The following is a 22120-nucleotide window of genomic DNA, read 5'->3' on the forward strand; positions in this document are numbered from 1 at the left end:
CGTGGGAGCGGCGGTGCGCCGATGCGAATTGCCCCGCGATGGCCTCAGCGCAAACCGCGCTGGGTTTCGTCGAGGTCGCGGATGTACTTGAACACTTTACGCGCAGCGGCAGGCGGCTTGTTCCGCGCCTTTTCATGCTGGGCATGACGGATCAGCGAGCGCAGGTGCTGGCGATCGGTGTCGGGGAACTCGTTGACGAAGCGCTCGAGGTCTTCGTCGTTACCGTCGATCAGGCGATCGCGCCAGCGCTCGAGGCCGTGGAAGCGCTCGTTGTACTGGCGGCTGGAGCTGTCGATCTGCTCGAGCACGGCATGGATGGCGTCCAGGTCCTGCACGCGCATCAGCTTGCCGACGAACGACATGTGGCGTTTGCGGGCGCCGTGGGCAGTGTGCTTGCTGGCTTCGTCCAGCGCCTTGCGCAGCTCGTCGGTCAGCGGCAGGCGGGCCAGGGTGTCGGCCTTGAGGGTGGTGAGGCGTTCACCGAGTTCGACCAGCGCATGCAGCTCGCGCTTGATCTGGGTTTTGCTTTTTTCGCCATCGAAGGCGTCGTCGTAAGAATCAACCATGGGGGCCGTCCGCAAGAAATCGCCGCCATGATAACCAGTCGGGGGCCGCTTGTCCGGCCCGGTCGTAGAATGACCCAAGCCGTACGCAGAATTTTCAGTGGAGAAAACCATGAGTGCAGTCCAGAGCGTAGGTCCCAAGGACCTGCCGGCGTTGCAGGAGCAGGTCGAGGCGATCGTCGCCGAGGCGCGCCGCCAGGGCGCCAGTGCCTGCGAAGTGGCGGTGTCGCTGGATCAAGGCCTGTCCACCACGGTGCGCCAGCGCGAAGTCGAGACGGTCGAGTTCAATCGCGACCAGGGGTTCGGCATCACCCTTTACGTAGGCCAGCGCAAGGGTTCGGCCAGCACTTCGGCCAGCGGCCCTGAGGCGATCCGCGAGACGGTCGCCGCCGCGTTGGCAATCGCGAAACATACCTCCGAGGACACTTGCTCGGGGCTGGCCGATGCCGCGTTGATGGCCCGTGAGATCCCCGACCTGGACCTCTACCATGACTGGGACATCGAACCGGAGAAAGCTATCGAGATGGCGCTGGCCTGCGAGGCGGCGGCGTTCGATGCCGACAAGCGCATCAGCAACGCCGACGGCACCACGCTCAATACCCATCAGGGTGTGCGGGTGTACGGCAACAGCCATGGTTTTATCGGTGGCTACGCCTCAACCCGTCACAGCCTGAGCTGCGTGATGATCGCCGAAGCCGATGGGCAGATGCAGCGTGACTACTGGTACGACGTCAATCGCCAGGGCCAGCTGCTGGCCGACCCGCGTAGCATCGGCCTGCGTGCCGCGCAGCGCGCGGCAAGCCGCCTGGGTGCCCGTCCGGTACCCACCTGCGAGGTGCCGGTGCTGTTCTCGGCCGAGCTCGCCGGCGGCCTGTTCGGCAGCTTCCTGTCGGCTATTTCCGGCGGCAACCTGTACCGCAAGTCGTCGTTCCTCGAGGGTACCCTTGGCCAGCGCCTGTTCCCCACCTGGCTGACCCTCGACGAGCGGCCACACATCCCGCGTGCGCTGGGCAGTGCAGCGTTCGATGGTGATGGCCTGGCCACCTACGCCAAGCCGTTCGTCGACAAAGGCGAGCTGGTTTCGTACATCCTGGGCACCTATTCGGGGCGCAAGCTGGGTTTGCCGAGCACCGCCAACTCAGGAGGCGTGCACAATCTGTTCGTCACCCACGGCGTCGAGGACCAGGCCGCACTGATCCGGCGCATGGGCCGTGGCCTGCTGGTGACCGAACTGATGGGCCATGGGCTGAACATGGTGACCGGCGATTATTCGCGGGGTGCGGCGGGCTTCTGGGTGGAAAACGGCGAGATCCAGCACGCCGTGCAGGAAGTGACCATTGCCGGCAACATGAAGGACATGTTCCAGCAGATCGTCGCCATTGGAAGCGATATCGAGACGCGTAGCAATATCCACAGCGGCTCGGTGCTGATCGAGCGCATGACGGTCGCAGGTAGCTGACAGCGCGGCGGGTGAGGGCGGGTTTGCCCCGCGATTGGCCATTGCAGCTATCGCGGGGCAAGCCCGCTCCCACGCATCAGTATTTTTGGTGACGAACAACCCGGCCATCGCGCCGGGTTTATTTTGCCTATTGTCTAGCTTGAACTGATTCTATTTATCACTTAATAATGAATATCATTATCCAGTAACCCGGCGATGATGTTCATGAAAACCGTCCTCCACGAACTGCCCTACCTGGAAAACTGGCGCTGGCTCAGCCGGCGCATCCGTTGCGCGCTGGAGCCCGACGAGCCACGCCTGATCGAGCACTACCTCGCCGAAGGCCGCTATCTGGTGTGCTGCACCGAGACCTCGCCGTGGACGGTGGCCTTGACCGCCTTGCGTCTGCTGCTCGATACCGCCAACGATCGCATGTTGCCCTGGCACTGGCGCTGCCTGTGCCTGGACCAGGCCTGGCGCCCGCTGCTCGACCTGCGCAATCTCGACCGCCTCGAACAGAACCAGCGTTGGCAGCCCTACGCGATGCAGCTCGCCAATTGCGTGCTGCTGCCGTCGATTTCTCCCGAAGAACTGATGCAAGGACTTGAAGATGAGTGATACCCGTATCGAGCGCGACAGCATGGGTGAACTGCAGGTGCCGGCCCAGGCCCTGTACGGTGCCCAGACCCAGCGCGCGGTCGACAACTTCCCGGTCAGCGGCAAGCCGATGCCGGCCCAGTTCATCCGTGCCTTGCTGCTGGCCAAAGCCGCTGCGGCCAAGGCCAACGTCGAGCTGGAACAGCTCAGCGCAGGGCAGGGCGCGGCCATCGTCAAGGCGGTGGAACAGCTGCTGGCCGAGGATTTCATCCAGCACTTCCCGGTGGACGTGTTCCAGACCGGCTCTGGCACCAGCTCGAACATGAACGCCAACGAGGTCATCGCGACCCTGGCCAGCCATGTGCTGGGCGAGCCGGTCAATGCCAATGACCACGTCAACTGTGGCCAGAGCAGCAATGACATCATCCCCACCACCATTCACGTAAGCGCCGCCCTGGCCCTGCACGAACAGCTGCTGCCGGCCTTGCGCCACCTCACCCAGGTGATCGAGGCCAAGGCAGTCGAGGTGCACAAGCACGTGAAGACTGGCCGCACCCATTTGATGGACGCGATGCCGGTACGCATGAGCCAGGTGCTCGGTGGCTGGGCCGCCCAGATCAAGGGTGCCCAGGCGCATATCGAAGCCACGTTGCCGAGCCTGCAGGCATTGGCTCAGGGCGGCACGGCCGTGGGCACCGGGATCAATGCCCACCCGCAGTTCGCCGCAGGCTTTGCCCGCCAGTTGAGTGGCCTGACCCAGGTCGAGTTCACCCCCGGCGAAAACCTGTTTGCCCTGATCGGCTCCCAGGACACCGCGGTGGCGCTGTCGGGCCAGCTCAAGACGGCTGCCGTGGCGCTGATGAAGATCGCCAACGACCTGCGCTGGATGAACTCCGGCCCGCTCGCCGGCCTTGGTGAAATCGAGCTGCAGGGCCTGCAACCAGGCTCTTCGATCATGCCGGGCAAGGTCAACCCGGTGATCCCGGAGGCCACCGCGATGGTCGCCGCCCAGGTGATCGGCAACGACGCGACCATCGCCGTGGCCGGCCAGTCGGGCAACTTCGAGCTCAACGTGATGTTGCCGGTAATCGCCCGCAACCTGCTGGAGAGCATCGAACTGATGGCCAACGTCAGCCGTTTGCTGGCCGACAAGGCGATTGCCAGCTTCAAGGTCAACGAGGCCAAGCTCAAGGAGGCGCTGTCGCGCAACCCGATCCTGGTCACCGCGCTGAACCCGATCATCGGCTACCTGAAGGCCGCCGAGATCGCCAAGACCGCCTACAAGCAAGGGCGTCCGATCATCGATGTGGCGCTGGAGCACACCGACCTGTCGCGTGATCAGCTCGAAGCGTTGCTGGACCCGGAAAAACTTACCGCTGGCGGCATCTGAACCCGGGCCGCCCAGGAGGCACGTCATGCAGCATTGGAAACGCACCACCCAAGATGCAAACCGCCTGTTCGAGCAGGGCGAGCTGGTCGACGCCCGGGAGCACTACCTGCAAGCACTGGCCTTGGCCCAGGTGCTGTTCGAGCGCTGGCATGACGTCGACGAGGCGGTGGCCGCACTGGTCATCGCCCACCACAACCTGGCCGACCTGCACCTGCGCCTGAACCAGCCGCACGAAAGTGCCGACTACCTGTGCGCGGCGCACCAGAGGCTGCTTCAGGCCAGCCAGGATCCGCGCCTGCCCCAGGCCCTGCGCGACGCGGCCTTGCGCCACAGCGGGCGCACCTACACCGAACTGCTGAGTTTCATCGCCGAGTACGGCCAATACCCGCGTACCGAGCGCCTGCTGAACCGCCAGGCGCCCGCAGCCAGCGAGCTGGTCGCGCACGCGGACATCACGGATCGCAAACCTGCCTACGGAATCCATTGATATGCCACATACCTTGCCTGCGTTGCCTTACGCCTACGATGCGCTGGAACCGCACATCGACACCCAGACCATGGAGATCCACCACAGCAAGCACCATCAGACCTACATCAACAATCTCAACGCCGCCATCGAGGGCACCGAATGGGCCGAATGGCCGGTAGAGCGACTGGTGGGCGCGGTCAAGCAACTGCCCGAGAAACTGCAAGGGGCGGTGGTCAACCAGGGCGGTGGCCATGCCAACCACACGTTGTTCTGGACTGTCATGTCGCCCAAGGGCGGTGGCCAACCCGAGGGTCAGGTAGTCAAGGCCATTGACCAGCAGCTTGGTGGTTTCGAGGCGTTCAAGGAGGCCTTCACCAAGGCCGCGCTGACCCGGTTCGGCAGTGGCTGGGCCTGGCTCAGCGTGACCCCGCAGAAAACGCTGGTGGTGGAGAGCAGCGGTAACCAGGACAGCCCGCTGATGCACGGCAACACGCCGATCCTCGGCTTGGATGTCTGGGAGCACGCCTATTACCTGAAGTACCAGAACCGCCGTCCTGAGTACATTGGCGCCTTCTACAACGTGGTCGACTGGACCGAAGTGGAACGCCGCTACCTTGAAGCCCTGAAGTGAGTCTGACCGGTATGCGCTCCGAGGTGATGTCTGTCAGCAGTGTGCGCCTGTTCCGCCTGGCGCTTGGGACCGTGCTGTTGCTGGTCGGCACCGCATTGCTGGTGTCGCGTGGCATCGCCTGGTTGGACCTGGAACCGCGCATGTTGCGAGCCCTGGAGGGCGGCGCACTGTGCGCATTGGGGACGGCCTTGGGCGCAGTGCCGGTGCTGGTAATCCGCAACATGCCAGTGGCCGTGGCCGACACCTTGCTCGGTTTTGGGGCCGGGGTGATGTTGGCGGCCACCGCGTTCTCGCTGATCATTCCCGGGCTGGATGCGGCCCAGGCCATCGGCTTCAGCCCATGGGGCGCCGGTGGTGTGATCAGCAGCGGCCTGTTGTTCGGCGCGTTGTGCCTGTTCCTGGTCGACCTCAAGGTCTCCGGCGCTTCGCCGGAGGCTCTGGTCGGCAGTGAGCAGCAACCGGTAATCGCTGCGCGGATCTGGCTGTTCGTCATTGCCATCATTGCCCACAACATCCCCGAGGGCATGGCCATCGGGGTTTCCGCCGGTGGCGGGATGGCTGATGCCGATAGCCTGGCCATGGGCATTGCGCTGCAGGATGTGCCGGAGGGCTTGGTGATCGCGCTGGTGCTGGCAGGGGCGGGCATGCCGCGTTTCAAGGCGTTCCTGATCGGTGCGGCATCGGGGCTGGTCGAGCCGCTGGCCGCGGTGATCTGTGCCTGGCTGGTGAACATTGCCGAACTGTTGCTGCCGCTGGGCCTGGCCTGTGCGGCGGGGGCGATGCTGCTGGTGGTGACCCAGGAGATCATTCCGGAGTCACGCAGCAACGGCCATCACCGCCTGGCGAGCCTGGGGTTGTGTGTCGGGTTCTGTCTGATGATGGTGATGGACACGGCGATGTCGTGAAAAGCGCAGGATGAGCCGAGTTTCTCGTTTGCCGGCTTTGAGTGCTGTTCAGGCGAAAATGACTTCAACCCGTCCTTGAGGTCGTGACCGCGGCGCGGCCTTGACTACGATCTGCACGTCACGGCCAAGGCGTGCAAGACAATCGATCATCTTGCTTTCGCTGATACCACGGAATTTGCCGCGAATCATTTCCGAGACTTTAGGTTGGGGCAGGCCAAGGATCTGTGCGGCTTGCATCTGGGTCAGATGACGGGCCTTGATGATGCTGCAGATCTTGCTCGCCAGGCGTGCCTTGACCAGCATCTCGTCCGCATCAGGGTAGTTGAGGTCCGCGTAGACATTGCCGCTGCCTTGTTCGATTTCGCTCATGTCTGGATTCCTTCTGAGTGGGCCTGTGCAAGCTTCAATCGATTGCGCACCAGTGCGATGTCTGTTTGGGGCGTCTTGATGCCCGCCGTGGACTTCTTCTGGAAGCAGTGCAAGACATACACCGCAACGCCGAGACGTACGGTGTAGACCGCACGATAGGTGTTGCCTTCATGGTCTTCCACGACCTCAAGAACGCCAGCGCCTGAAAAACCTCGGAGGACTTTCGACTGTAGGTGCCTGCCTCCTGTTTGAGCCAGATGCAGAGCGAAGCCGACGGTTTGCTGGACGCCCTCGGGTAGGCACTGCAGGTCCTTTTTGCTGCTTCCGACCCAGTACAGTGGTTTGGGTTGCCTGTCTTGCTCCATGAATTCACCTGTCGAATCTATACCTATATGGGTATAAACGCAATGTGGTGAATCTGCATCCTGACAATTGGGAGAGGATGTTGCGGAAGGGGAAAGCGTTACTCGCCTTCGTCGAAGAAGTTGTTGATCAAGCCGACCAGTGCATCCATGGCTTCACCGTCCTGCTCACCCTCGGTGAGCAGGTGCACCTGAGTGCCCTTGCCGGCGGCGAGCATCATCACCGCCATGATGCTCTTGCCGTCCACCAGCTTGTCCGGTGCGCGCCCGACCCGTACCTGGCAGGGGAAACGCCCGGCCACGCCGACGAACTTGGCGGCCGCCCGCGCATGCAGGCCCAGCTTGTTGATGATGGTAATTTCGCGGGCGGGCATCGTGGGGCGGATCCTGTGGCTAGAGGTCGCGGTGGCGGACCTGGACGTTTTTCAGGGATTGCTGGAGCAGTTGGCCAAGCCGTTCAGTAATGTACACCGAGCGGTGGTGGCCGCCGGTACAGCCGATGGCGATGGTGACATAGGCACGGTTGCTGGCGGCGAAGCGCGGCAGCCATTTGAGCAGGTAGCTGGAAATGTCCTGGAACATCTCCTCGACGTCCGGCTGCGCGGCCAGGTAGCCGATTACCGGCTGTTCGAGGCCGGAATGTTCGCGAAGTTCCGGCTTCCAGTACGGATTGGGCAGGCAGCGCACGTCGAACACCAGGTCGGCGTCCACCGGCATGCCACGCTTGAAACCGAATGACTCGACAAGAAACGCAGTGCCGGGCTCGGGCTGGTTGAGCAGGCGCAGCTTGATCGAGTCACGCAACTGGTACAGGTTCAGGTTGGTGGTGTCGATCTTCAGGTCGGCAAGGTCGGCAATCGGCCCCAGCAGCTCGCTCTCCACCCGGATTGCCTCGGCCAGCGAACGGCTGTCGTTGGTCAGCGGGTGGCGGCGGCGGGTTTCCGAGAACCGCTTGAGCAGCGTGTCTTCGTCGGCATCCAGATACAGCACGTCGCACTGGATATGCCGGGAACGTGCCTCCTCCAGCAACTGCGGGAAGCGTGACAGATGGCTGGGCAGGTTGCGTGCATCGATCGAGACCGCAACCTTGGGCTGCAGCAGCTCGGTATTGATCAAGGCGTTTTCAGCCAGCTGCGGCAACAGCCCGGCGGGCAGGTTGTCGATGCAGTAGTAGCCGTTGTCTTCCAGCACGTCGAGGGCGGTGCTCTTACCGGAGCCGGAGCGACCGCTGACGATGATCAGGCGCATGTTCAGTGCTCGTTCTGTACGTCCAGGACGACCTGGTAGAGGGTCTCGCTGCTGTCGGCGGCACGCAGGCGATCGCGAACCTCCTTGCGATCGAGCATGCTGGCGATCTGGCGCAGCAGTTCAAGGTGGGCGTCGGTGGCGGCCTCCGGGACCAGCAGGACAAACAGCAGGTCGACCGGCGCGCCATCGATGGCATCGTAATCGATGGGGGCGTCCAGGTGCAGCAGGGCGCTGACAGGCGCGCTGCAACCTGCCAGGCGGCAGTGGGGAATGGCGATGCCATTGCCAAAACCGGTGGAACCCAGTTTTTCGCGAGCCCACAGGCTGTCGAAGACGTCTTGCATCTCCAGCTCGGGTACTTGCTCGGCGATCAGGTTGGCGACCTTTTCCAGGGCGCGCTTCTTACTGCCGCCCGGCACGTTCACGAGGGAACGGCCGGGGGTCAGGATGGTTTCAAGTCGGATCATGGATGAGGGGGATCAGCGGGCGGCTGCGCCTTGCAGCAGGCTTTGCTGTTTTTCCTTGTGTTTTTTCAGTTGGCGGTCGAGCTTGTCGGCCAGGGCATCGATGGCTGCATACATGTCTTGGTGTTCGGCGTTTGCAACCACCTCACCGCCGGGAATCTGGAGCGTGGCTTCGATCTTCTGCTGAAGCTTCTCGACTTTCATGATCACCGTCACGTTGGTGATCTTGTCGAAATGACCCTCCACCCGGGCGAGCTTCTCGAGCACGTAATCGCGCAGTGGTTGGGTGACTTCTACATGCTGTCCACTGATGTTGACTTGCATACAGCTTCTCCTTTGTTGCCCGTGCATAAAGAGGCAGGTGTTGCACCTGCCACTGAAACGCTGTGGCACATCCGGGGGCTACATCAGCCGCTTGCGCTCGCTCGAGGGGGCGATCCCCAACGACTCGCGATACTTGGCGACGGTGCGACGGGCTACCTGGATGCCTTGTGCCTCCAGTAAACCAGCGATCTTGCTGTCACTCAATGGCTTTTTCTGATTTTCCGCAGCCACCAGTTTCTTGATGATCGCGCGGATTGCCGTGGACGAGCATTCGCCGCCCTCGGCGGTGCTCACGTGGCTCGAGAAAAAGTATTTCAGTTCGTAGATGCCGCGCGGGGTGTGCATGTATTTCTGCGTGGTCACCCGGGAAATGGTCGATTCGTGCATGCCCACCGCCTCGGCGATGTCATGCAGGACCAGCGGCTTCATGGCCTCGTCGCCATGGTCGAGGAAGCCACGCTGGTGTTCGACGATCTGCGTCGCCACCTTCATCAGCGTCTCGTTGCGGCTCTGCAGGCTCTTGATGAACCAGCGCGCTTCCTGCAACTGGTTGCGCATGAAGGTGTTGTCGGCGCTGGTGTCGGCACGACGGACGAAGCCGGCGTACTGCGGATTGACGCGCAGCTTCGGCACTGCCTCCTGGTTGAGCTCGACCAGCCAGCGCTCGCTGTCCTTGCGCACGATGACGTCGGGCACGACGTACTCGGGTTCACTGGACTCGATCTGCGAGCCTGGGCGCGGGTTTAGGCTCTGCACCAGTTCGATGATCTGGCGCAGCTCGTCTTCCTTGAGCTTCATGCGGCGCATCAGCTGGCTGTAGTCACGGCTGCCGAGCAGGTCGATGAAGTCGGTGACCAGGCGCTGTGCCTCGCTCATCCAGGGTGTCGAGGCCGGTAGCTGGCGCAGTTGCAGCAGCAGGCATTCGCCGAGGGTGCGGGCGCCAATGCCGGCAGGCTCGAACTGCTGGATGCGGTGCAGTACCGCCTCGACCTCGTCCAGTTCGATATCCAGCTCGGGGTCGAAGCCGGCGCAGATTTCTTCAAGGGTGTCTTCCAGGTAGCCCTGGGCGTTGATGCTGTCGATCAGGGTGACGGCGATCAGGCGGTCGGTGTCGGACATCGGCGCCAGGTTGAGCTGCCACAGCAGGTGGCTTTGCAGGCTCTCGCCCACCGATGTGCGAGTGGTGAAGTCCCATTCGTCGTCATCGTTGCTGGGCAGGCTGCTGGCGCTGGTCTGGTAGATGTCTTCCCAGGCGGTGTCGACCGGCAATTCGTTGGGGATCCGCTCGGCCCACTCGCCGTCCTCGAGGTTGTCCGTGGTGCTGCTGGAGGTTTCCTGGAAACTGTTGTCCTGGGCTTCGGCGACCGGCTTGTTCTCGGCGTTGTCCGCCATCGGGTCGCTGTTGTCGAAGTCCTCGCCGTCTTCCTGACGTTCGAGCATCGGGTTGGACTCCAGCGCTTCCTGGATTTCCTGCTGGAGGTCCAGGGTGGAGAGCTGAAGCAGGCGGATGGCCTGTTGCAACTGAGGTGTCATCGTCAGTTGCTGGCCCATTTTTAGGACGAGCGATGGTTTCATGGCTGGGGCTTAATACCTTGTTGCCGGCGCGCATGCGCCATCCACTACACGTAGGGCGCTTGGGCGCCGACTTTAAGCAAGTTATATGCCTGAAATTGCAGCGTTTGCCTAGAGCACTGTAACAACTTAAGCCCCGATCAGGCGCATTCGCCAGTGCTCCGGGCAGGCCTGCGGTCAGAGTCGGAACTCGTGCCCCAGGTAAACTTCCTTGACCAGCTGGTTGGCCAGGATGGTCTCGGCATCGCCTTCGGCGATCAGTTGGCCATCGTTGACGATGTAGGCCGTCTCGCAGATGTCCAGGGTCTCGCGAACGTTGTGGTCGGTGATCAGTACGCCGATGCCCTTGTTCTTGAGGTGGTGGATGATCTGCTTGATGTCGCCGACGGAAATCGGGTCGACACCGGCGAACGGTTCGTCCAGCAGGATGAACTTGGGTGCGGTGGCCAGGGCGCGGGCGATCTCGACCCGGCGACGCTCACCACCGGACAGGCTCATGCCCAGGTTGTCGCGGATGTGGCTGATGTGGAATTCCTGCAGCAGGCTTTCCAGCTCCTTGCGTCGGCCTTCGCGGTCGAGGTCTTTGCGGGTCTCGAGAATGGCCATGATGTTGTCGGCCACCGACAGCTTGCGGAAGATCGAGGCTTCCTGCGGCAGGTAGCCGATACCGGCCTGGGCGCGCCCGTGCATCGGCTGGTGGCTGACGTCGAGGCTGTCGATCAGCACACGGCCCTGGTCGGCCTGGACCAGGCCGACGATCATGTAGAAACAGGTGGTCTTGCCGGCGCCGTTGGGGCCGAGCAGGCCGACGATCTGGCCGCTGTCGATGGACAGGCTGACGTCGCGCACGACTTGCCTGCCCTTGTAGCTCTTGGCCAGGTGCTGGGCTTTGAGGGTTGCCATTTACTCGGCCTTTTTCTTCGGTTGAATGACCATGTCGATACGCTGACGCGGTGCAGTCACATTGCCACCGCGCCCGGCGGTAGCCACCTGGGTCTTGGTGTTGTAGACGATTTTCTCGCCTTCGGTGGTGTTGCCTTCGTTCTCGACCTTGGCGCGGTCGGTGAGGATCACCACGTCTTTCTGCGCCTGGTACTGGATGGTCACGGCCCAGCCTTTCATCTTGTCGGGCTTGGCGGCGCTCTGCTGCTGCTCGAAGTAGGCCAGGTTGCCCACCGAGGTGACCACGTCGATATCGCCGTTGGCGGCGCGGGTCATGGTCACGGTGTTGCCTTTGATCATCATCGAACCCTGAGTGATGATCACGTCGCCCGTGTAGGTGGCGACGCCCTGCTTGTCGTCCAGGTGGGCGTTGTCCGCCTGGATGCGGATCGGCTGGTCACGGTCGTTCGGCAGGGCGAAGGCGCTCGCGCTTCCCAGTGCTACGCCCAGGCTGAGCAGAAGGGGGATGGTTTTAACGAGCCTCATACTGTCCTCTTACGTTAGAGAGCAGGTCCATCCTGCCTTCTTTCAAATACGCTTTCATTCCTTTGCCCGTAGTCGTGCCACCGGCGCCGTCGATTCTAACGGCTTGCTCGGTCTGCGCATATTGCTTCTGCGGGAACACGGTCATGCGTGTGCTGGTGATGATGGTTTCGCGTTGCTTCTCGTCGGTGCGCGCCACGCGCACTTCGTCGATCAGCTCCACCTCGGTGCCGTCCGGGTTGACCTCGGCGCGCTTGCTCTGCACATGCCAGGGGTACTCGGTGCCACGGTACATGTGCAGGTCGGGGGTGGTCACCAGGGTGACCTCGCTGGCCTTGAGGTGCTCGACCTTGGCGGCGGTCATCTCGTACTGCAGCTTGCCGTCGGGCAGGAACTGCAGGCTGTGGGCGTTGATCGCGTAGTAGTCGATGGCGCTCTGGTCGACCTGGGCCTGGGGCTGTTCGAGGAAGCTTTCCGGGCTGATGTTCCAATAGCCAACAGCAACCAGCACGGCGGCAATCCCGCCTAGCAGCGCGACATTTCTGATCTTCTTGCTGAGCATGGGCAGCCTTACAGGTAATGGGCGTTGGCAGCGTCCAGGGTGCCCTGGGCCTGCATGATCAGTTCACAGAACTCGCGGGCGGCGCCTTCGCCGCCGCGGGCCTGGGTAACGCCGTGGGCGTGCTGGCGAACGAAGGCCGCGGCATTCTGCACCGCCATGCCCAGGCCGACGCGGCGGATCACCGGCAGGTCGGGCAGATCGTCGCCGAGGTAGGCGACCTGTTCATAGCTTAGATTGAGTTCGGCGAGCAGGCCGTCCAGCACCACCAGTTTGTCCTCGCGGCCCTGGAACAGGTGCGGGATACCGAGGTTCTTCGCCCGGCGCTCGACCACGGGGGTCTTGCGCCCGCTGATGATCGCGGTGGTCACGCCCGAGGCCATGAGCATCTTGATGCCGTGGCCGTCGAGGGTGTTGAAGGTCTTGAACTCGCTGCCGTCCTCGAGGAAGTACAGACGGCCATCGGTGAGCACGCCGTCGACGTCGAACACCGCCAGCTTGATGGCTTGGGCGCGTTGCATCAGGTCCTGGTTCATTTACATCACTCCGGCGCGCAGCAGGTCGTGCATGTTCAGGGCGCCAGTCGGGCGGTCGTCCTGGTCGACAACCACCAGCGCGCTGATCTTGTGGTCTTCCATGATTTTCAGTGCCTCGGCGGCGAGCATCTCGGCGCGGGCGGTCTTGCCGTGCACGGTCATGACTTCGTCGATGAGCGTCTTGTGCACGTCGATGTTGCGGTCCAGGCTGCGGCGCAGGTCACCGTCGGTGAAGACTCCGGCCAGCTTGCCGTCGTTACCCAGCACCACGGTCATGCCCAAACCTTTGCGAGACATTTCAAGCAGGGCGTCCTTGAGCAGGGTGCCGCTCTTTACCACGGGCAGCTCTTCGCCGGCATGCATGACGTTCTCTACCTTCAGCAGCAGGCGACGGCCCAGCGCGCCGCCCGGGTGGGAGAAGGCGAAGTCTTCGGCGGTGAAACCGCGAGCCTCCAGCAGGGCAATGGCCAGGGCGTCGCCCAGCGCCAGCGCCGCGGTGGTGGAAGAGGTCGGTGCCAGGTTGAGCGGGCAGGCTTCCTGGGCGACGCTGGCGTCGAGGTTGACCTCGGCGGCCTGGGCCAGGGGCGAGTCCGGTTTGCCGGTGAGGCTGATCATCTGGATGCCCAGGCGCTTGATCAAAGGCAGCAGGGTGACGATCTCGGCGGTGCTGCCGGAGTTGGACAGGGCAAGAATGACATCGTCACGGGTGATCATGCCCATGTCGCCATGGCTGGCCTCGGCCGGGTGCACGAAGAACGCCGGGGTGCCGGTGCTGGCCAGGGTGGCGGCGATCTTGTTGCCGATGTGCCCCGACTTGCCCATGCCTACCACCACGACCCGTCCCTTGCTGGCCAGGATCAGTTCGCAGGCCTTGACGAAATCCCCGTCGATGCGGGCCAGCAGGGCCTCCACGGCCTCGAGTTCGAGGCGCAGGGTGCGCTGGGCGGATTGGATCAGCTCGCTGGATTGGGTCATGTCGAAACGCAATGCCTGATGAAAAGGCGGCGATTATAGCCGCAATGTGTGAAAGGCTCATCCTTCGAATGTCATATGGATGCCGCGCCTGCCTGTCTGTGCCCTGAACGAGTGGGGTGACGGCCTTGGGGCGGGCCTATCAGCGGTGCTATAGTTCGCCGCTATTCGGCCCGCCGGGGACCTGTGTGCCTTCAAGATGAAGGCAGGCGTCCACTATGACGAGGCTGCACTAGCAAGGAGTCTAGATGAGTGTGGATAGCGCCTACGCGGTCGAGTTGAAGGGCGTCACCTTCAAGCGCGGTTCGCGCAGCATTTTCAGCAACGTGGACATACGCATTCCCCGCGGCAAGGTCACCGGCATCATGGGGCCTTCGGGGTGCGGCAAGACCACCTTGCTGCGCCTGATGGGCGCGCAGTTGCGCCCGGCCGGCGGCGAAGTCTGGGTCAATGGGCAGAACCTGCCCGCGCTGTCGCGGGGCGACCTGTTCGATGCGCGCAAGCAGATGGGCGTGCTGTTCCAGAGCGGTGCGCTGTTCACCGACCTGGATGTGTTCGAGAACGTGGCCTTCCCGCTGCGGGTGCATACGCAGCTGTCGGACGAGATGATCCGCGACATCGTGCTGATGAAGCTGCAGGCCGTGGGCCTGCGCGGCGCCATCGACCTGATGCCCGACGAGCTGTCCGGTGGCATGAAGCGCCGTGTGGCGCTGGCCCGCGCGATCGCCCTCGACCCGCAGATCCTCATGTACGACGAGCCGTTCGTCGGCCAGGACCCGATCGCCATGGGTGTGCTGGTGCGCCTGATCCGCCTGCTCAACGATGCCCTGGGCATCACCAGCATCGTGGTGTCCCATGACCTTGCGGAAACCGCGAGCATTGCCGACTACATCTATGTGGTCGGCGATGGCCAGGTGCTGGGGCAGGGCACGCCGGACGAACTGATGGGCTCGGACAGCCCGCGCATCCGCCAGTTCATGAAAGGCGACCCGGATGGCCCGGTACCCTTCCACTTCCCTGCGCCTGACTACCGCGCCGATCTGCTGGGGACGCGTTGATGCGCAGAAAATCCTTACTCGAACGTATCCGTCTGTTCGGCCGTTCGGCCATCGATGTGCTGGCCGTACTGGGACGCTCGTGCCTGTTCCTCGGTCATTCGCTGGGCGGGCGCAGTGGTATCGGCGGTGGCTTCCAGCTGCTGGTCAAGCAACTGTATTCGGTGGGCGTGCTGTCGCTGGCGATCATCGTCGTGTCCGGCGTGTTCATCGGCATGGTGCTGGCCCTGCAGGGCTACAGCATTCTCAACAAGTACGGCTCGGAACAGGCGGTGGGGCAGATGGTCGCCCTGACCCTGCTGCGCGAGCTGGGGCCGGTCGTCACTGCCTTGCTGTTCGCCGGTCGCGCGGGCTCTGCGCTGACCGCCGAAATCGGCAACATGAAATCCACCGAGCAGCTGTCGAGCCTGGAAATGATCGGCGTCGACCCGCTCAAGTACATCGTGGCGCCACGCCTGTGGGCCGGCTTCATTTCGCTGCCGCTGCTGGCGCTGATCTTCAGTGTGGTGGGCATCTGGGGCGGCTCGTGGGTCGCCGTGGACTGGCTGGGCGTCTACGAAGGCTCGTTCTGGGGCAACATGCAGAACAGCGTCTCTTTCAGCGACGACGTGCTCAACGGGCTGATCAAGAGCCTGGTGTTCGCCTTCGTCGTCACCTGGATCGCCGTATTCCAGGGGTACGACTGTGAGCCCACTTCAGAAGGGATCAGCCGTGCCACCACCAAGACCGTGGTCTATGCCTCGTTGGCAGTCCTGGGTCTGGACTTTATTCTGACCGCCTTGATGTTTGGAGATTTCTGATGCAAAACCGCACCCTGGAAATCGGTGTCGGCCTGTTCCTCCTGGCCGGGATCCTGGCGCTGCTGCTGCTGGCCCTGCGTGTCAGCGGGCTGTCGGCCAGCCCGAGCAGCGACACATATAAAGTTTATGCGTACTTCGACAATATCGCCGGTTTGACGGTCAGAGCTAAAGTGACCATGGCCGGTGTGACCATCGGCAAGGTCACGGCCATCGATCTGGACCGCGACTCGTATACCGGTCGGGTGACGCTGCAGCTGGACAAGCATGTCGACAACCTGCCGACCGACTCCACTGCCTCGATCCTGACCGCCGGCCTGCTGGGCGAGAAGTACATCGGCATCAGCGTGGGTGGCGAGGACGTGGTTCTCAAGGATGGCAGCACCATCCACGACACGCAGTCGGCGCTGGTGCTGGAAGATCTGATCGGCAAGTTCCTGCTCAACTCGGTGGGCAAGGAACCGAAAGAAGCTCAACCGGCTAATTAAGGAGTTTCCATGATTTCGATCCTGCGACGTGGCCTGCTGGTCCTGCTGGCGGCCTTACCCCTGCTGGCCCTGGCGGCGCCGGGGCAGTCTGCCCGTGATGTGATCCAGGGCACCACCACCCAGTTGCTCAGCGACCTGAAGAGCAACAAGGAGCAGTACAAGGCCGACCCCAATGCGTTCTACAACGCGCTCAACGCCAACCTTGGTCCGGTGGTCGATGCCGACGGCATCTCCAAGAGCATCATGACGGTCAAGTATTCGCGCAAGGCCTCGCCCGAGCAGATGCAGCGCTTCCAGGAGAACTTCAAACGCAGCCTGATGCAGTTCTATGGCAACGCCTTGCTGGAGTACAACAACCAGGGCATCACCGTCGACCCGGCCAAGGCCGAGGGTGACGATCGCACCAGCGTCGGCATGAAGATCACCGGCACCAACGGCGCGGTCTATCCGGTGCAGTACACCATGGTCAAGCTGGACGGCGAGTGGAAGGTGCGTAACGTCATCGTCAACGGCATCAACATCGGCAAGCTGTTCCGCGACCAGTTCCAGGATGCCATGCAGCGGAACGGCAACAACCTGGACAAGACCATCGACGGTTGGGCCGGTGAAGTGGCCAAGGCCAAGGAAACGGCCGACAGCTCGCCGGATAAGGAAGTCAAATGAGTGACGCCGCCGTGAGCATGGCCGCGCCGGGCGTTCTTGCCCTGGCTGGCGTGCTGGATTACCGCAGCGGCCCGGCCCTGCGCAAACAGGGCAAGGCGTTGATCGCCGCCAGTGGCGAGGCGCGCCTGGTGTTCGATTGCACTGCGGTGGTCAAATCGAGCAGCGTTGGCCTGTCGTTGCTGCTGGGGTTCATGCGTGATGCCCAGGCGGCAGGAAAAACCTGGGAGTTGCGCGGTATCCCCGAGAACATGCAGGAAATTGCCGGGGTCTATGACCTCGATGAGGTATTGGCGGGCTGATGCCCTGCCGTTCGGGAAAGGCCCCTCGGTCAGTGCGCCCCTTCATGGGCTTCGCAGGCGAGGGGCTTTTTTGTATGATGGCCGACCCGCGCGCGTTGGGCGCCGATCGAGGTTGAGCATGCAGGCCGTAGAAGTTAAAAGCTTTCTGGAAGAGAAATTGCCGGGAACCCAGGTCGAAGTTGAAGGCGAAGGCTGCAACTTCCAGTTGAACGTGATCAGCGACGAGCTGGCCGGCCAGAGCCCGGTCAAGCGTCAGCAGGCGATCTATGCTCACCTCAATCCGTGGATTGCCAACGGCAGCATTCACGCGGTAACCATGAAATTCTTCAGCAGCGCAGCCTGGGCTGAGCGCACCTGAGCCTACTTGGCGGCGAGATACGTATGGACAAACTGATTATCACTGGTGGCGCGCGTCTCGATGGCGAGATCCGCATTTCCGGCGCAAAGAACTCCGCCCTGCCGATCCTTTCGGCCACCTTGCTGTGCGATGGCCCGGTCACGGTCGGCAACCTGCCGCACCTGCACGACATCACCACCATGATCGAGCTGTTCGGCCGCATGGGCATCGAGCCTGTGATCGACGAAAAGCTCTCGGTGGAGATCGACCCGCGTACCATCAAGACCCTGGTCGCTCCCTACGAGCTGGTCAAGACCATGCGCGCCTCGATCCTGGTGCTCGGCCCCATGGTAGCCCGCTTCGGTGAGGCCGAAGTGGCCCTGCCGGGTGGCTGCGCCATCGGTTCGCGTCCGGTCGACCTGCACATCCGCGGCCTCGAGGCCATGGGCGCGAAGATCGACGTCGAAGGTGGCTACATCAAGGCCAAGGCCCCCGAAGGCGGCCTGCGTGGCGCGCACTTCTTCTTCGACACCGTCAGCGTCACCGGCACCGAGAACATCATGATGGCCGCCGCCCTGGCCAAGGGCCGCAGCGTGCTGCAGAACGCCGCCCGTGAGCCGGAGGTGGTCGACCTGGCCAACTTCCTGATCGCCATGGGTGCGAAGATCCAGGGCGCCGGTACCGACACCATCACCATCGATGGCGTCGAGCGCCTGCACTCGGCCAACTACCGTGTCATGCCCGACCGTATCGAGACCGGCACCTACCTTGTCGCCGCTGCCGTGACCGGTGGCCGCGTCAAGGTCAAGGATACCGACCCGACCATCCTCGAAGCTGTCCTCGAGAAGCTCAAGGAAGCCGGCGCCGACATCACCACCGGCGAAGACTGGATCGAACTGGACATGCACGGCAAGCGGCCGAAGGCCGTTAACCTGCGTACCGCTCCGTACCCGGCATTCCCGACCGACATGCAGGCGCAGTTCATTTCGCTCAACGCCATCGCCGAAGGCACTGGCGCGGTGATCGAGACCATCTTCGAAAACCGCTTCATGCACGTGTATGAAATGCACCGCATGGGCGCGCAGATCCAGGTCGAGGGCAACACCGCCATCGTCACTGGCGTCAAGGCGCTCAAAGGTGCGCCGGTAATGGCCACCGACCTGCGTGCTTCCGCCAGCCTGGTGCTGTCGGCGCTGGTCGCCGAAGGCGACACCCTGATCGATCGCATCTACCACATCGACCGTGGCTACGAGTGCATCGAGGAGAAACTGCAGATGCTGGGCGCGAAGATCCGTCGCGTACCGGGCTAGCAGTCATCGTGGCGCAGGGACGCGCCAGCCGAATCGTATGCGGTCGGGCTCAAGGGCCCGGCCGGCAGTAGACGCTTAAGGACCGACGTTCCAATGTTGACCATCGCGCTATCCAAAGGCCGTATTCTCGACGATACCCTGCCACTGCTGGCCGAGGCCGGTATCGTGCCGACCGAGAATCCGGACAAGAGCCGCAAGCTGATCATCCCCACCACGCAGGATGATGTGCGCCTGCTCATCGTGCGTGCCACTGATGTGCCGACCTATGTCGAGCATGGCGCCGCCGACCTCGGTGTGGCCGGCAAGGACGTGCTGATGGAATACGGTGGCCAGGGCCTGTACGAACCCCTGGACCTGCAAATCGCCCAGTGCAAGCTGATGACCGCTGGCGTAACCGGCGCACCAGAGCCCAAAGGCCGCCTGCGCGTGGCTACCAAGTTCGTCAATGTAGCCAAGCGCTACTATGCCGAACAGGGCCGCCAGGTCGACATCATCAAGCTGTACGGCTCCATGGAGCTGGCGCCACTGATCAACCTTGCCGACAAGATCATCGACGTGGTCGACACCGGCAATACCCTGCGCGCCAACGGCCTCGAGCCCCAGGACCTGATCGCCACGATCAGCTCGCGCCTGGTGGTCAATAAGGCCTCCATGAAGATGCAGCACGCCCGTATCCAGAGCCTGATCGACACCCTGCGCAACGCCGTCGAATCGCGACACCGCGGCTGACCTCTGCGCGCGACCTCCGCTGTCGCGCCCGTCTATCCGCGTCATAGCCTTTTTTCTCAGGTGCCCGCGCGGATGGAGTGGTAGCTTTAGGGCGCCTGAACATCCGCTAATAACGAGGCCCTCGCCATGACCGTGTCCACTGCAATTGCCCGTCTCAACGCCGCTGACCAGGATTTCGCCCGACATCTGGATCATCTGCTGAGCTGGGAAAGTGTGTCCGATGACGCGGTCAACCAGCGCGTGCTCGACATCATCAAGGCCGTGCGTGAGCGCGGTGACCAGGCGCTGGTGGAGTTCACCCAGCGTTTCGATGGTGTTGATGCCAAGACGATCGACGACCTGATCCTCGATCGCGAGCGCCTGGAGCTGGCGCTGACGCGCATTACCCCGGTACAGCGCGAGGCCCTGGAAAAGGCCGCCAACCGCGTGCGCATCTACCATGAGCGGCAGAAGCAGGACTCGTGGCAGTACACCGAGGCTGACGGCACTGTCCTCGGCCAGAAGGTCACGCCGCTGGACCGCGCCGGGCTGTATGTGCCTGGTGGCAAGGCGTCGTACCCGTCGTCGGTACTGATGAATGCCATTCCGGCCAAGGTCGCGGGCGTCAGCGAAGTGGTGATGGTAGTGCCGACCCCGCGTGGCGAGGTCAACGAACTGGTACTTGCCGCGGCTTGCATCGCCGGGGTCGACCGTGTGTTCACCGTCGGTGGCGCACAGGCCGTGGCAGCCTTGGCCTACGGTACCGAGAGCGTGCCGCAGGTGGACAAGATCGTTGGCCCGGGCAACATCTATGTGGCTACCGCCAAGCGCCATGTGTTCGGCCAGGTCGGCATCGATATGATCGCCGGCCCTTCGGAGATCCTGGTGGTCTGCGACGGCCTGACCGACCCGGACTGGATCGCCATGGACCTGTTCTCCCAGGCTGAGCACGACGAGGATGCCCAGGCGATTCTGGTCAGCCCGGACGCCGCTTTCCTCGATCGCGTCGCTGCCAGCATCGACAAGCTGCTGCCGACCATGGAGCGTGCCGAGATCATCGAGAAGTCGATCAATGGCCGTGGCGCGCTGATCCAGGTGCGTGACATGCAGCAGGCCATCGAGGTGGCCAACCGCATTGCCCCCGAGCACCTGGAGCTGTCGGTGGCCGACCCGCAGGCCTGGTTGCCGCAGATCCGCCATGCCGGCGCGATCTTCATGGGCCGCCACACCAGCGAGGCGCTGGGTGACTACTGTGCAGGCCCCAACCACGTGCTGCCGACTTCCGGCACCGCGCGCTTCTCTTCGCCACTGGGCGTGTATGACTTCCAGAAGCGTTCGTCGATCATCTTCTGCTCCGAGCAGGGCGCGTCCGAGCTGGGTCATACCGCTTCCGTGCTGGCTCGAGGCGAATCGCTGACCGCCCATGCGCGCAGCGCCGAATACCGCATCCTCAACGAGAAGGGGAACTGAGCATGAGTCGATTCTGGAGTCCCTTTGTCAAGGACCTGGTGCCTTACGTGCCGGGCGAGCAGCCGAAGCTGGCGCGACTGGTCAAGCTGAACACCAACGAGAATCCCTATGGCCCGTCGCCCAAGGCGCTGGAAGCCATGCGCGGCGAGCTCAACGATAACCTGCGGCTGTATCCGGACCCGAATGGTGACCGGCTCAAGCAGGCGGTGGCCGAATACTACGGTGTGACGTCGGCCCAGGTGTTCGTCGGTAACGGCTCGGACGAGGTGCTGGCGCACATTTTCCACGGCCTGTTCCAGCATGATCGTGGGCCGCTGCTGTTCCCGGACGTCAGCTACAGCTTCTATCCGGTGTATTGCGGCTTGTACGGTATCGCGTTCGAGCAGGTGGCGCTGGATGAGCAGTTCCAGATCCGGGTTTCGGACTACAGCAAGCCTAATGCCGGGGTCATCTTCCCCAACCCCAATGCGCCGACCGGCTGCCTGTTGCCGCTTGAGGCGGTCGAGCAACTGCTGCAGGCCAACCGGGATTCGGTGGTGGTGGTCGATGAGGCCTACATCGATTTCGGTGGCGAAACGGCGATCAGCCTGGTTGATCGCTATGACAACCTGCTGGTGACCCAGACCTTGTCCAAGTCGCGATCGCTTGCAGGGCTGCGAGTCGGGCTGGCGGTGGGGCACCCGGATTTGATCGAGGCGCTGGAGCGGATCAAGAACAGTTTCAACTCCTATCCGTTGGATCGCATGGCGATTGTCGGGGCGGCGGCGGCGTTCGACGACCGTGAGTATTTCGATGAGACCTGCCGCAAGGTTATCGACAGCCGGGACTTGCTGGTTTCTGAATTGGTGGCGCGTGGGTTCGAAGTGCTGCCTTCGGCGGCGAACTTTATCTTTGCCCGGCATCCCGGGCAGGATGCTGCCGGGATCGCGGCGCGGCTTCGTGAGCAGGGGGTGATTGTTCGGCATTTCAAGCAGGAGCGGATTGCGCAGTTCCTGCGGATTACCATTGGGACGCCGGAGATGAATCAGGCTTTGCTTGATGCTTTGAATTGATATCAGGGTTTTGACAGGGGGCGAATTGGGGTTGGTTGTTCTGACTTCTGATTCGCCCCTTGTTGTTGTTGTTGTTGTTGTTGTTGTTGTTGTTGTTGTTGTTGTTGTTGTTGTTGT

29 protein-coding genes are annotated in these 22120 nt (G+C 62.8%); 16 read left to right on the top strand and 13 right to left on the bottom strand.

Features of this window, described 5'->3' with window-relative positions:
* Positions 1–44: 44 nt before the first annotated feature.
* A complete protein-coding gene (gene yjgA / locus ACODS9_RS25555) occupies positions 45–566 on the bottom strand; it encodes a ribosome biogenesis factor YjgA (RefSeq protein ID WP_023632090.1) in 522 nt (173 codons plus the stop codon).
* A gap of 109 nt (positions 567–675) precedes the next feature.
* Between yjgA and pmbA the strand changes: the two genes are divergently transcribed.
* The 6 genes from pmbA (at position 676) to ACODS9_RS25585 (ending at position 5993) form a co-directional block, all read left to right on the top strand.
* Entirely contained in the window at positions 676–2022 is a 1347-nt protein-coding gene (pmbA, locus tag ACODS9_RS25560; RefSeq protein ID WP_489095049.1) for a metalloprotease PmbA, read from the top strand.
* A 195-nt stretch (positions 2023–2217) separates the two neighbouring features.
* Positions 2218–2619 carry a hypothetical protein gene (locus ACODS9_RS25565; protein ID WP_046856974.1) on the top strand — a complete coding sequence of 134 codons (402 nt, stop codon included), beginning with the start codon at positions 2218–2220 and terminating at the stop codon, positions 2617–2619.
* Positions 2612–3988 carry a class II fumarate hydratase gene (locus ACODS9_RS25570; protein ID WP_046856973.1) on the top strand — a complete coding sequence of 459 codons (1377 nt, stop codon included), beginning with the start codon at positions 2612–2614 and terminating at the stop codon, positions 3986–3988. The genes ACODS9_RS25565 and ACODS9_RS25570 overlap by 8 nt, the downstream gene beginning before the upstream one ends.
* A 25-nt stretch (positions 3989–4013) precedes the next feature.
* On the top strand, positions 4014–4475 hold the full coding sequence (locus tag ACODS9_RS25575) for a DUF2753 family protein (RefSeq protein ID WP_046856972.1): 462 nt from the start codon (positions 4014–4016) through the stop codon (positions 4473–4475).
* Between the two features lies 1 nt (position 4476).
* Complete coding sequence (locus tag ACODS9_RS25580; protein ID WP_489095050.1) at positions 4477–5088, top strand: superoxide dismutase; 612 nt, start codon at positions 4477–4479, stop codon at positions 5086–5088.
* A gap of 11 nt (positions 5089–5099) precedes the next feature.
* Positions 5100–5993, top strand: a complete 894-nt coding sequence (locus tag ACODS9_RS25585) for a ZIP family metal transporter (protein WP_367858971.1) — start codon at positions 5100–5102, stop codon at positions 5991–5993.
* 48 nt (positions 5994–6041) lie between these two features.
* On the opposite strand, the gene ACODS9_RS25590 is transcribed toward ACODS9_RS25585, so the two are convergent.
* The 12 genes from ACODS9_RS25590 to ACODS9_RS25645 all read right to left on the bottom strand — a co-directional run bounded on the left by ACODS9_RS25590 (position 6042) and on the right by ACODS9_RS25645 (position 13827).
* Complete coding sequence (locus ACODS9_RS25590; protein ID WP_050704093.1) at positions 6042–6362, bottom strand: helix-turn-helix domain-containing protein; 321 nt, start codon at positions 6360–6362, stop codon at positions 6042–6044.
* Positions 6359–6727 carry a type II toxin-antitoxin system RelE/ParE family toxin gene (locus ACODS9_RS25595; RefSeq protein ID WP_489095051.1) on the bottom strand — a complete coding sequence of 123 codons (369 nt, stop codon included), beginning with the start codon at positions 6725–6727 and terminating at the stop codon, positions 6359–6361. The genes ACODS9_RS25590 and ACODS9_RS25595 overlap by 4 nt, the downstream gene beginning before the upstream one ends.
* A gap of 98 nt (positions 6728–6825) precedes the next feature.
* Positions 6826–7098, bottom strand: a complete 273-nt coding sequence (locus ACODS9_RS25600) for an HPr family phosphocarrier protein (protein WP_102682716.1) — start codon at positions 7096–7098, stop codon at positions 6826–6828.
* Between the two features lie 19 nt (positions 7099–7117).
* A complete protein-coding gene (rapZ, locus tag ACODS9_RS25605; protein WP_489095052.1) occupies positions 7118–7972 on the bottom strand; it encodes an RNase adapter RapZ in 855 nt (284 codons plus the stop codon).
* 2 nt (positions 7973–7974) lie between these two features.
* Positions 7975–8439 carry a PTS IIA-like nitrogen regulatory protein PtsN gene (gene ptsN / locus ACODS9_RS25610; protein ID WP_046856969.1) on the bottom strand — a complete coding sequence of 155 codons (465 nt, stop codon included), beginning with the start codon at positions 8437–8439 and terminating at the stop codon, positions 7975–7977.
* A 12-nt stretch (positions 8440–8451) separates the two neighbouring features.
* Positions 8452–8760 (bottom strand): ribosome hibernation-promoting factor, HPF/YfiA family, encoded by a 309-nt coding sequence (hpf, locus tag ACODS9_RS25615; RefSeq protein ID WP_023629086.1) that lies wholly within the window; start codon positions 8758–8760, stop codon positions 8452–8454.
* Positions 8761–8838: 78 nt separating this feature from the next.
* Complete coding sequence (locus ACODS9_RS25620; RefSeq protein WP_489095053.1) at positions 8839–10335, bottom strand: RNA polymerase factor sigma-54; 1497 nt, start codon at positions 10333–10335, stop codon at positions 8839–8841.
* A 174-nt stretch (positions 10336–10509) separates the two neighbouring features.
* Positions 10510–11235, bottom strand: a complete 726-nt coding sequence (gene lptB, locus ACODS9_RS25625) for an LPS export ABC transporter ATP-binding protein (RefSeq protein ID WP_023629084.1) — start codon at positions 11233–11235, stop codon at positions 10510–10512.
* The gene (gene lptA / locus ACODS9_RS25630; protein ID WP_023629083.1) at positions 11236–11760 is read right to left on the bottom strand and encodes a lipopolysaccharide transport periplasmic protein LptA; all 525 of its coding nucleotides are present in this window, start codon (positions 11758–11760) and stop codon (positions 11236–11238) included.
* Entirely contained in the window at positions 11747–12319 is a 573-nt protein-coding gene (gene lptC / locus ACODS9_RS25635) for an LPS export ABC transporter periplasmic protein LptC (RefSeq protein ID WP_046856968.1), read from the bottom strand. Before lptC ends, lptA begins: the two co-directional genes overlap by 14 nt.
* 8 nt (positions 12320–12327) lie before the next feature.
* Positions 12328–12852 (bottom strand): KdsC family phosphatase, encoded by a 525-nt coding sequence (locus tag ACODS9_RS25640; RefSeq protein WP_401104674.1) that lies wholly within the window; start codon positions 12850–12852, stop codon positions 12328–12330.
* Positions 12853–13827, bottom strand: a complete 975-nt coding sequence (locus tag ACODS9_RS25645) for a KpsF/GutQ family sugar-phosphate isomerase (RefSeq protein WP_217868486.1) — start codon at positions 13825–13827, stop codon at positions 12853–12855.
* Positions 13828–14072: 245 nt separating this feature from the next.
* Between ACODS9_RS25645 and ACODS9_RS25650 the strand changes: the two genes are divergently transcribed.
* From ACODS9_RS25650 to hisC, 10 genes are all read left to right on the top strand, one after another.
* Positions 14073–14882 carry an ATP-binding cassette domain-containing protein gene (locus tag ACODS9_RS25650; RefSeq protein WP_489095054.1) on the top strand — a complete coding sequence of 270 codons (810 nt, stop codon included), beginning with the start codon at positions 14073–14075 and terminating at the stop codon, positions 14880–14882.
* Positions 14882–15679, top strand: a complete 798-nt coding sequence (mlaE, locus tag ACODS9_RS25655) for a lipid asymmetry maintenance ABC transporter permease subunit MlaE (protein ID WP_031315029.1) — start codon at positions 14882–14884, stop codon at positions 15677–15679. The genes ACODS9_RS25650 and mlaE overlap by 1 nt, the downstream gene beginning before the upstream one ends.
* The gene (mlaD, locus tag ACODS9_RS25660; RefSeq protein WP_023630422.1) at positions 15679–16164 is read left to right on the top strand and encodes an outer membrane lipid asymmetry maintenance protein MlaD; all 486 of its coding nucleotides are present in this window, start codon (positions 15679–15681) and stop codon (positions 16162–16164) included. The genes mlaE and mlaD overlap by 1 nt, the downstream gene beginning before the upstream one ends.
* Positions 16165–16173: 9 nt before the next feature.
* Positions 16174–16827, top strand: coding sequence for an MlaC/ttg2D family ABC transporter substrate-binding protein (locus tag ACODS9_RS25665; protein ID WP_489095055.1), 654 nt, complete (start codon positions 16174–16176; stop codon positions 16825–16827).
* Entirely contained in the window at positions 16824–17126 is a 303-nt protein-coding gene (locus ACODS9_RS25670; protein WP_023630424.1) for an STAS domain-containing protein, read from the top strand. The genes ACODS9_RS25665 and ACODS9_RS25670 overlap by 4 nt, the downstream gene beginning before the upstream one ends.
* A 118-nt stretch (positions 17127–17244) precedes the next feature.
* Positions 17245–17484, top strand: coding sequence for a BolA family protein (locus tag ACODS9_RS25675; RefSeq protein ID WP_023630425.1), 240 nt, complete (start codon positions 17245–17247; stop codon positions 17482–17484).
* Positions 17485–17507: 23 nt separating this feature from the next.
* Positions 17508–18773, top strand: coding sequence for a UDP-N-acetylglucosamine 1-carboxyvinyltransferase (gene murA / locus ACODS9_RS25680; protein WP_046856963.1), 1266 nt, complete (start codon positions 17508–17510; stop codon positions 18771–18773).
* A 93-nt stretch (positions 18774–18866) separates the two neighbouring features.
* On the top strand, positions 18867–19502 hold the full coding sequence (hisG, locus tag ACODS9_RS25685) for an ATP phosphoribosyltransferase (protein WP_023630427.1): 636 nt from the start codon (positions 18867–18869) through the stop codon (positions 19500–19502).
* Positions 19503–19628: 126 nt separating this feature from the next.
* The gene (gene hisD, locus ACODS9_RS25690; protein WP_489095056.1) at positions 19629–20951 is read left to right on the top strand and encodes a histidinol dehydrogenase; all 1323 of its coding nucleotides are present in this window, start codon (positions 19629–19631) and stop codon (positions 20949–20951) included.
* Positions 20952–20953: 2 nt separating this feature from the next.
* Positions 20954–22003, top strand: a complete 1050-nt coding sequence (gene hisC, locus ACODS9_RS25695) for a histidinol-phosphate transaminase (RefSeq protein ID WP_489095057.1) — start codon at positions 20954–20956, stop codon at positions 22001–22003.
* Positions 22004–22120: the final 117 nt, after the last annotated feature.

Source organism: Pseudomonas sp. FG36 (genome assembly GCF_057809275.1).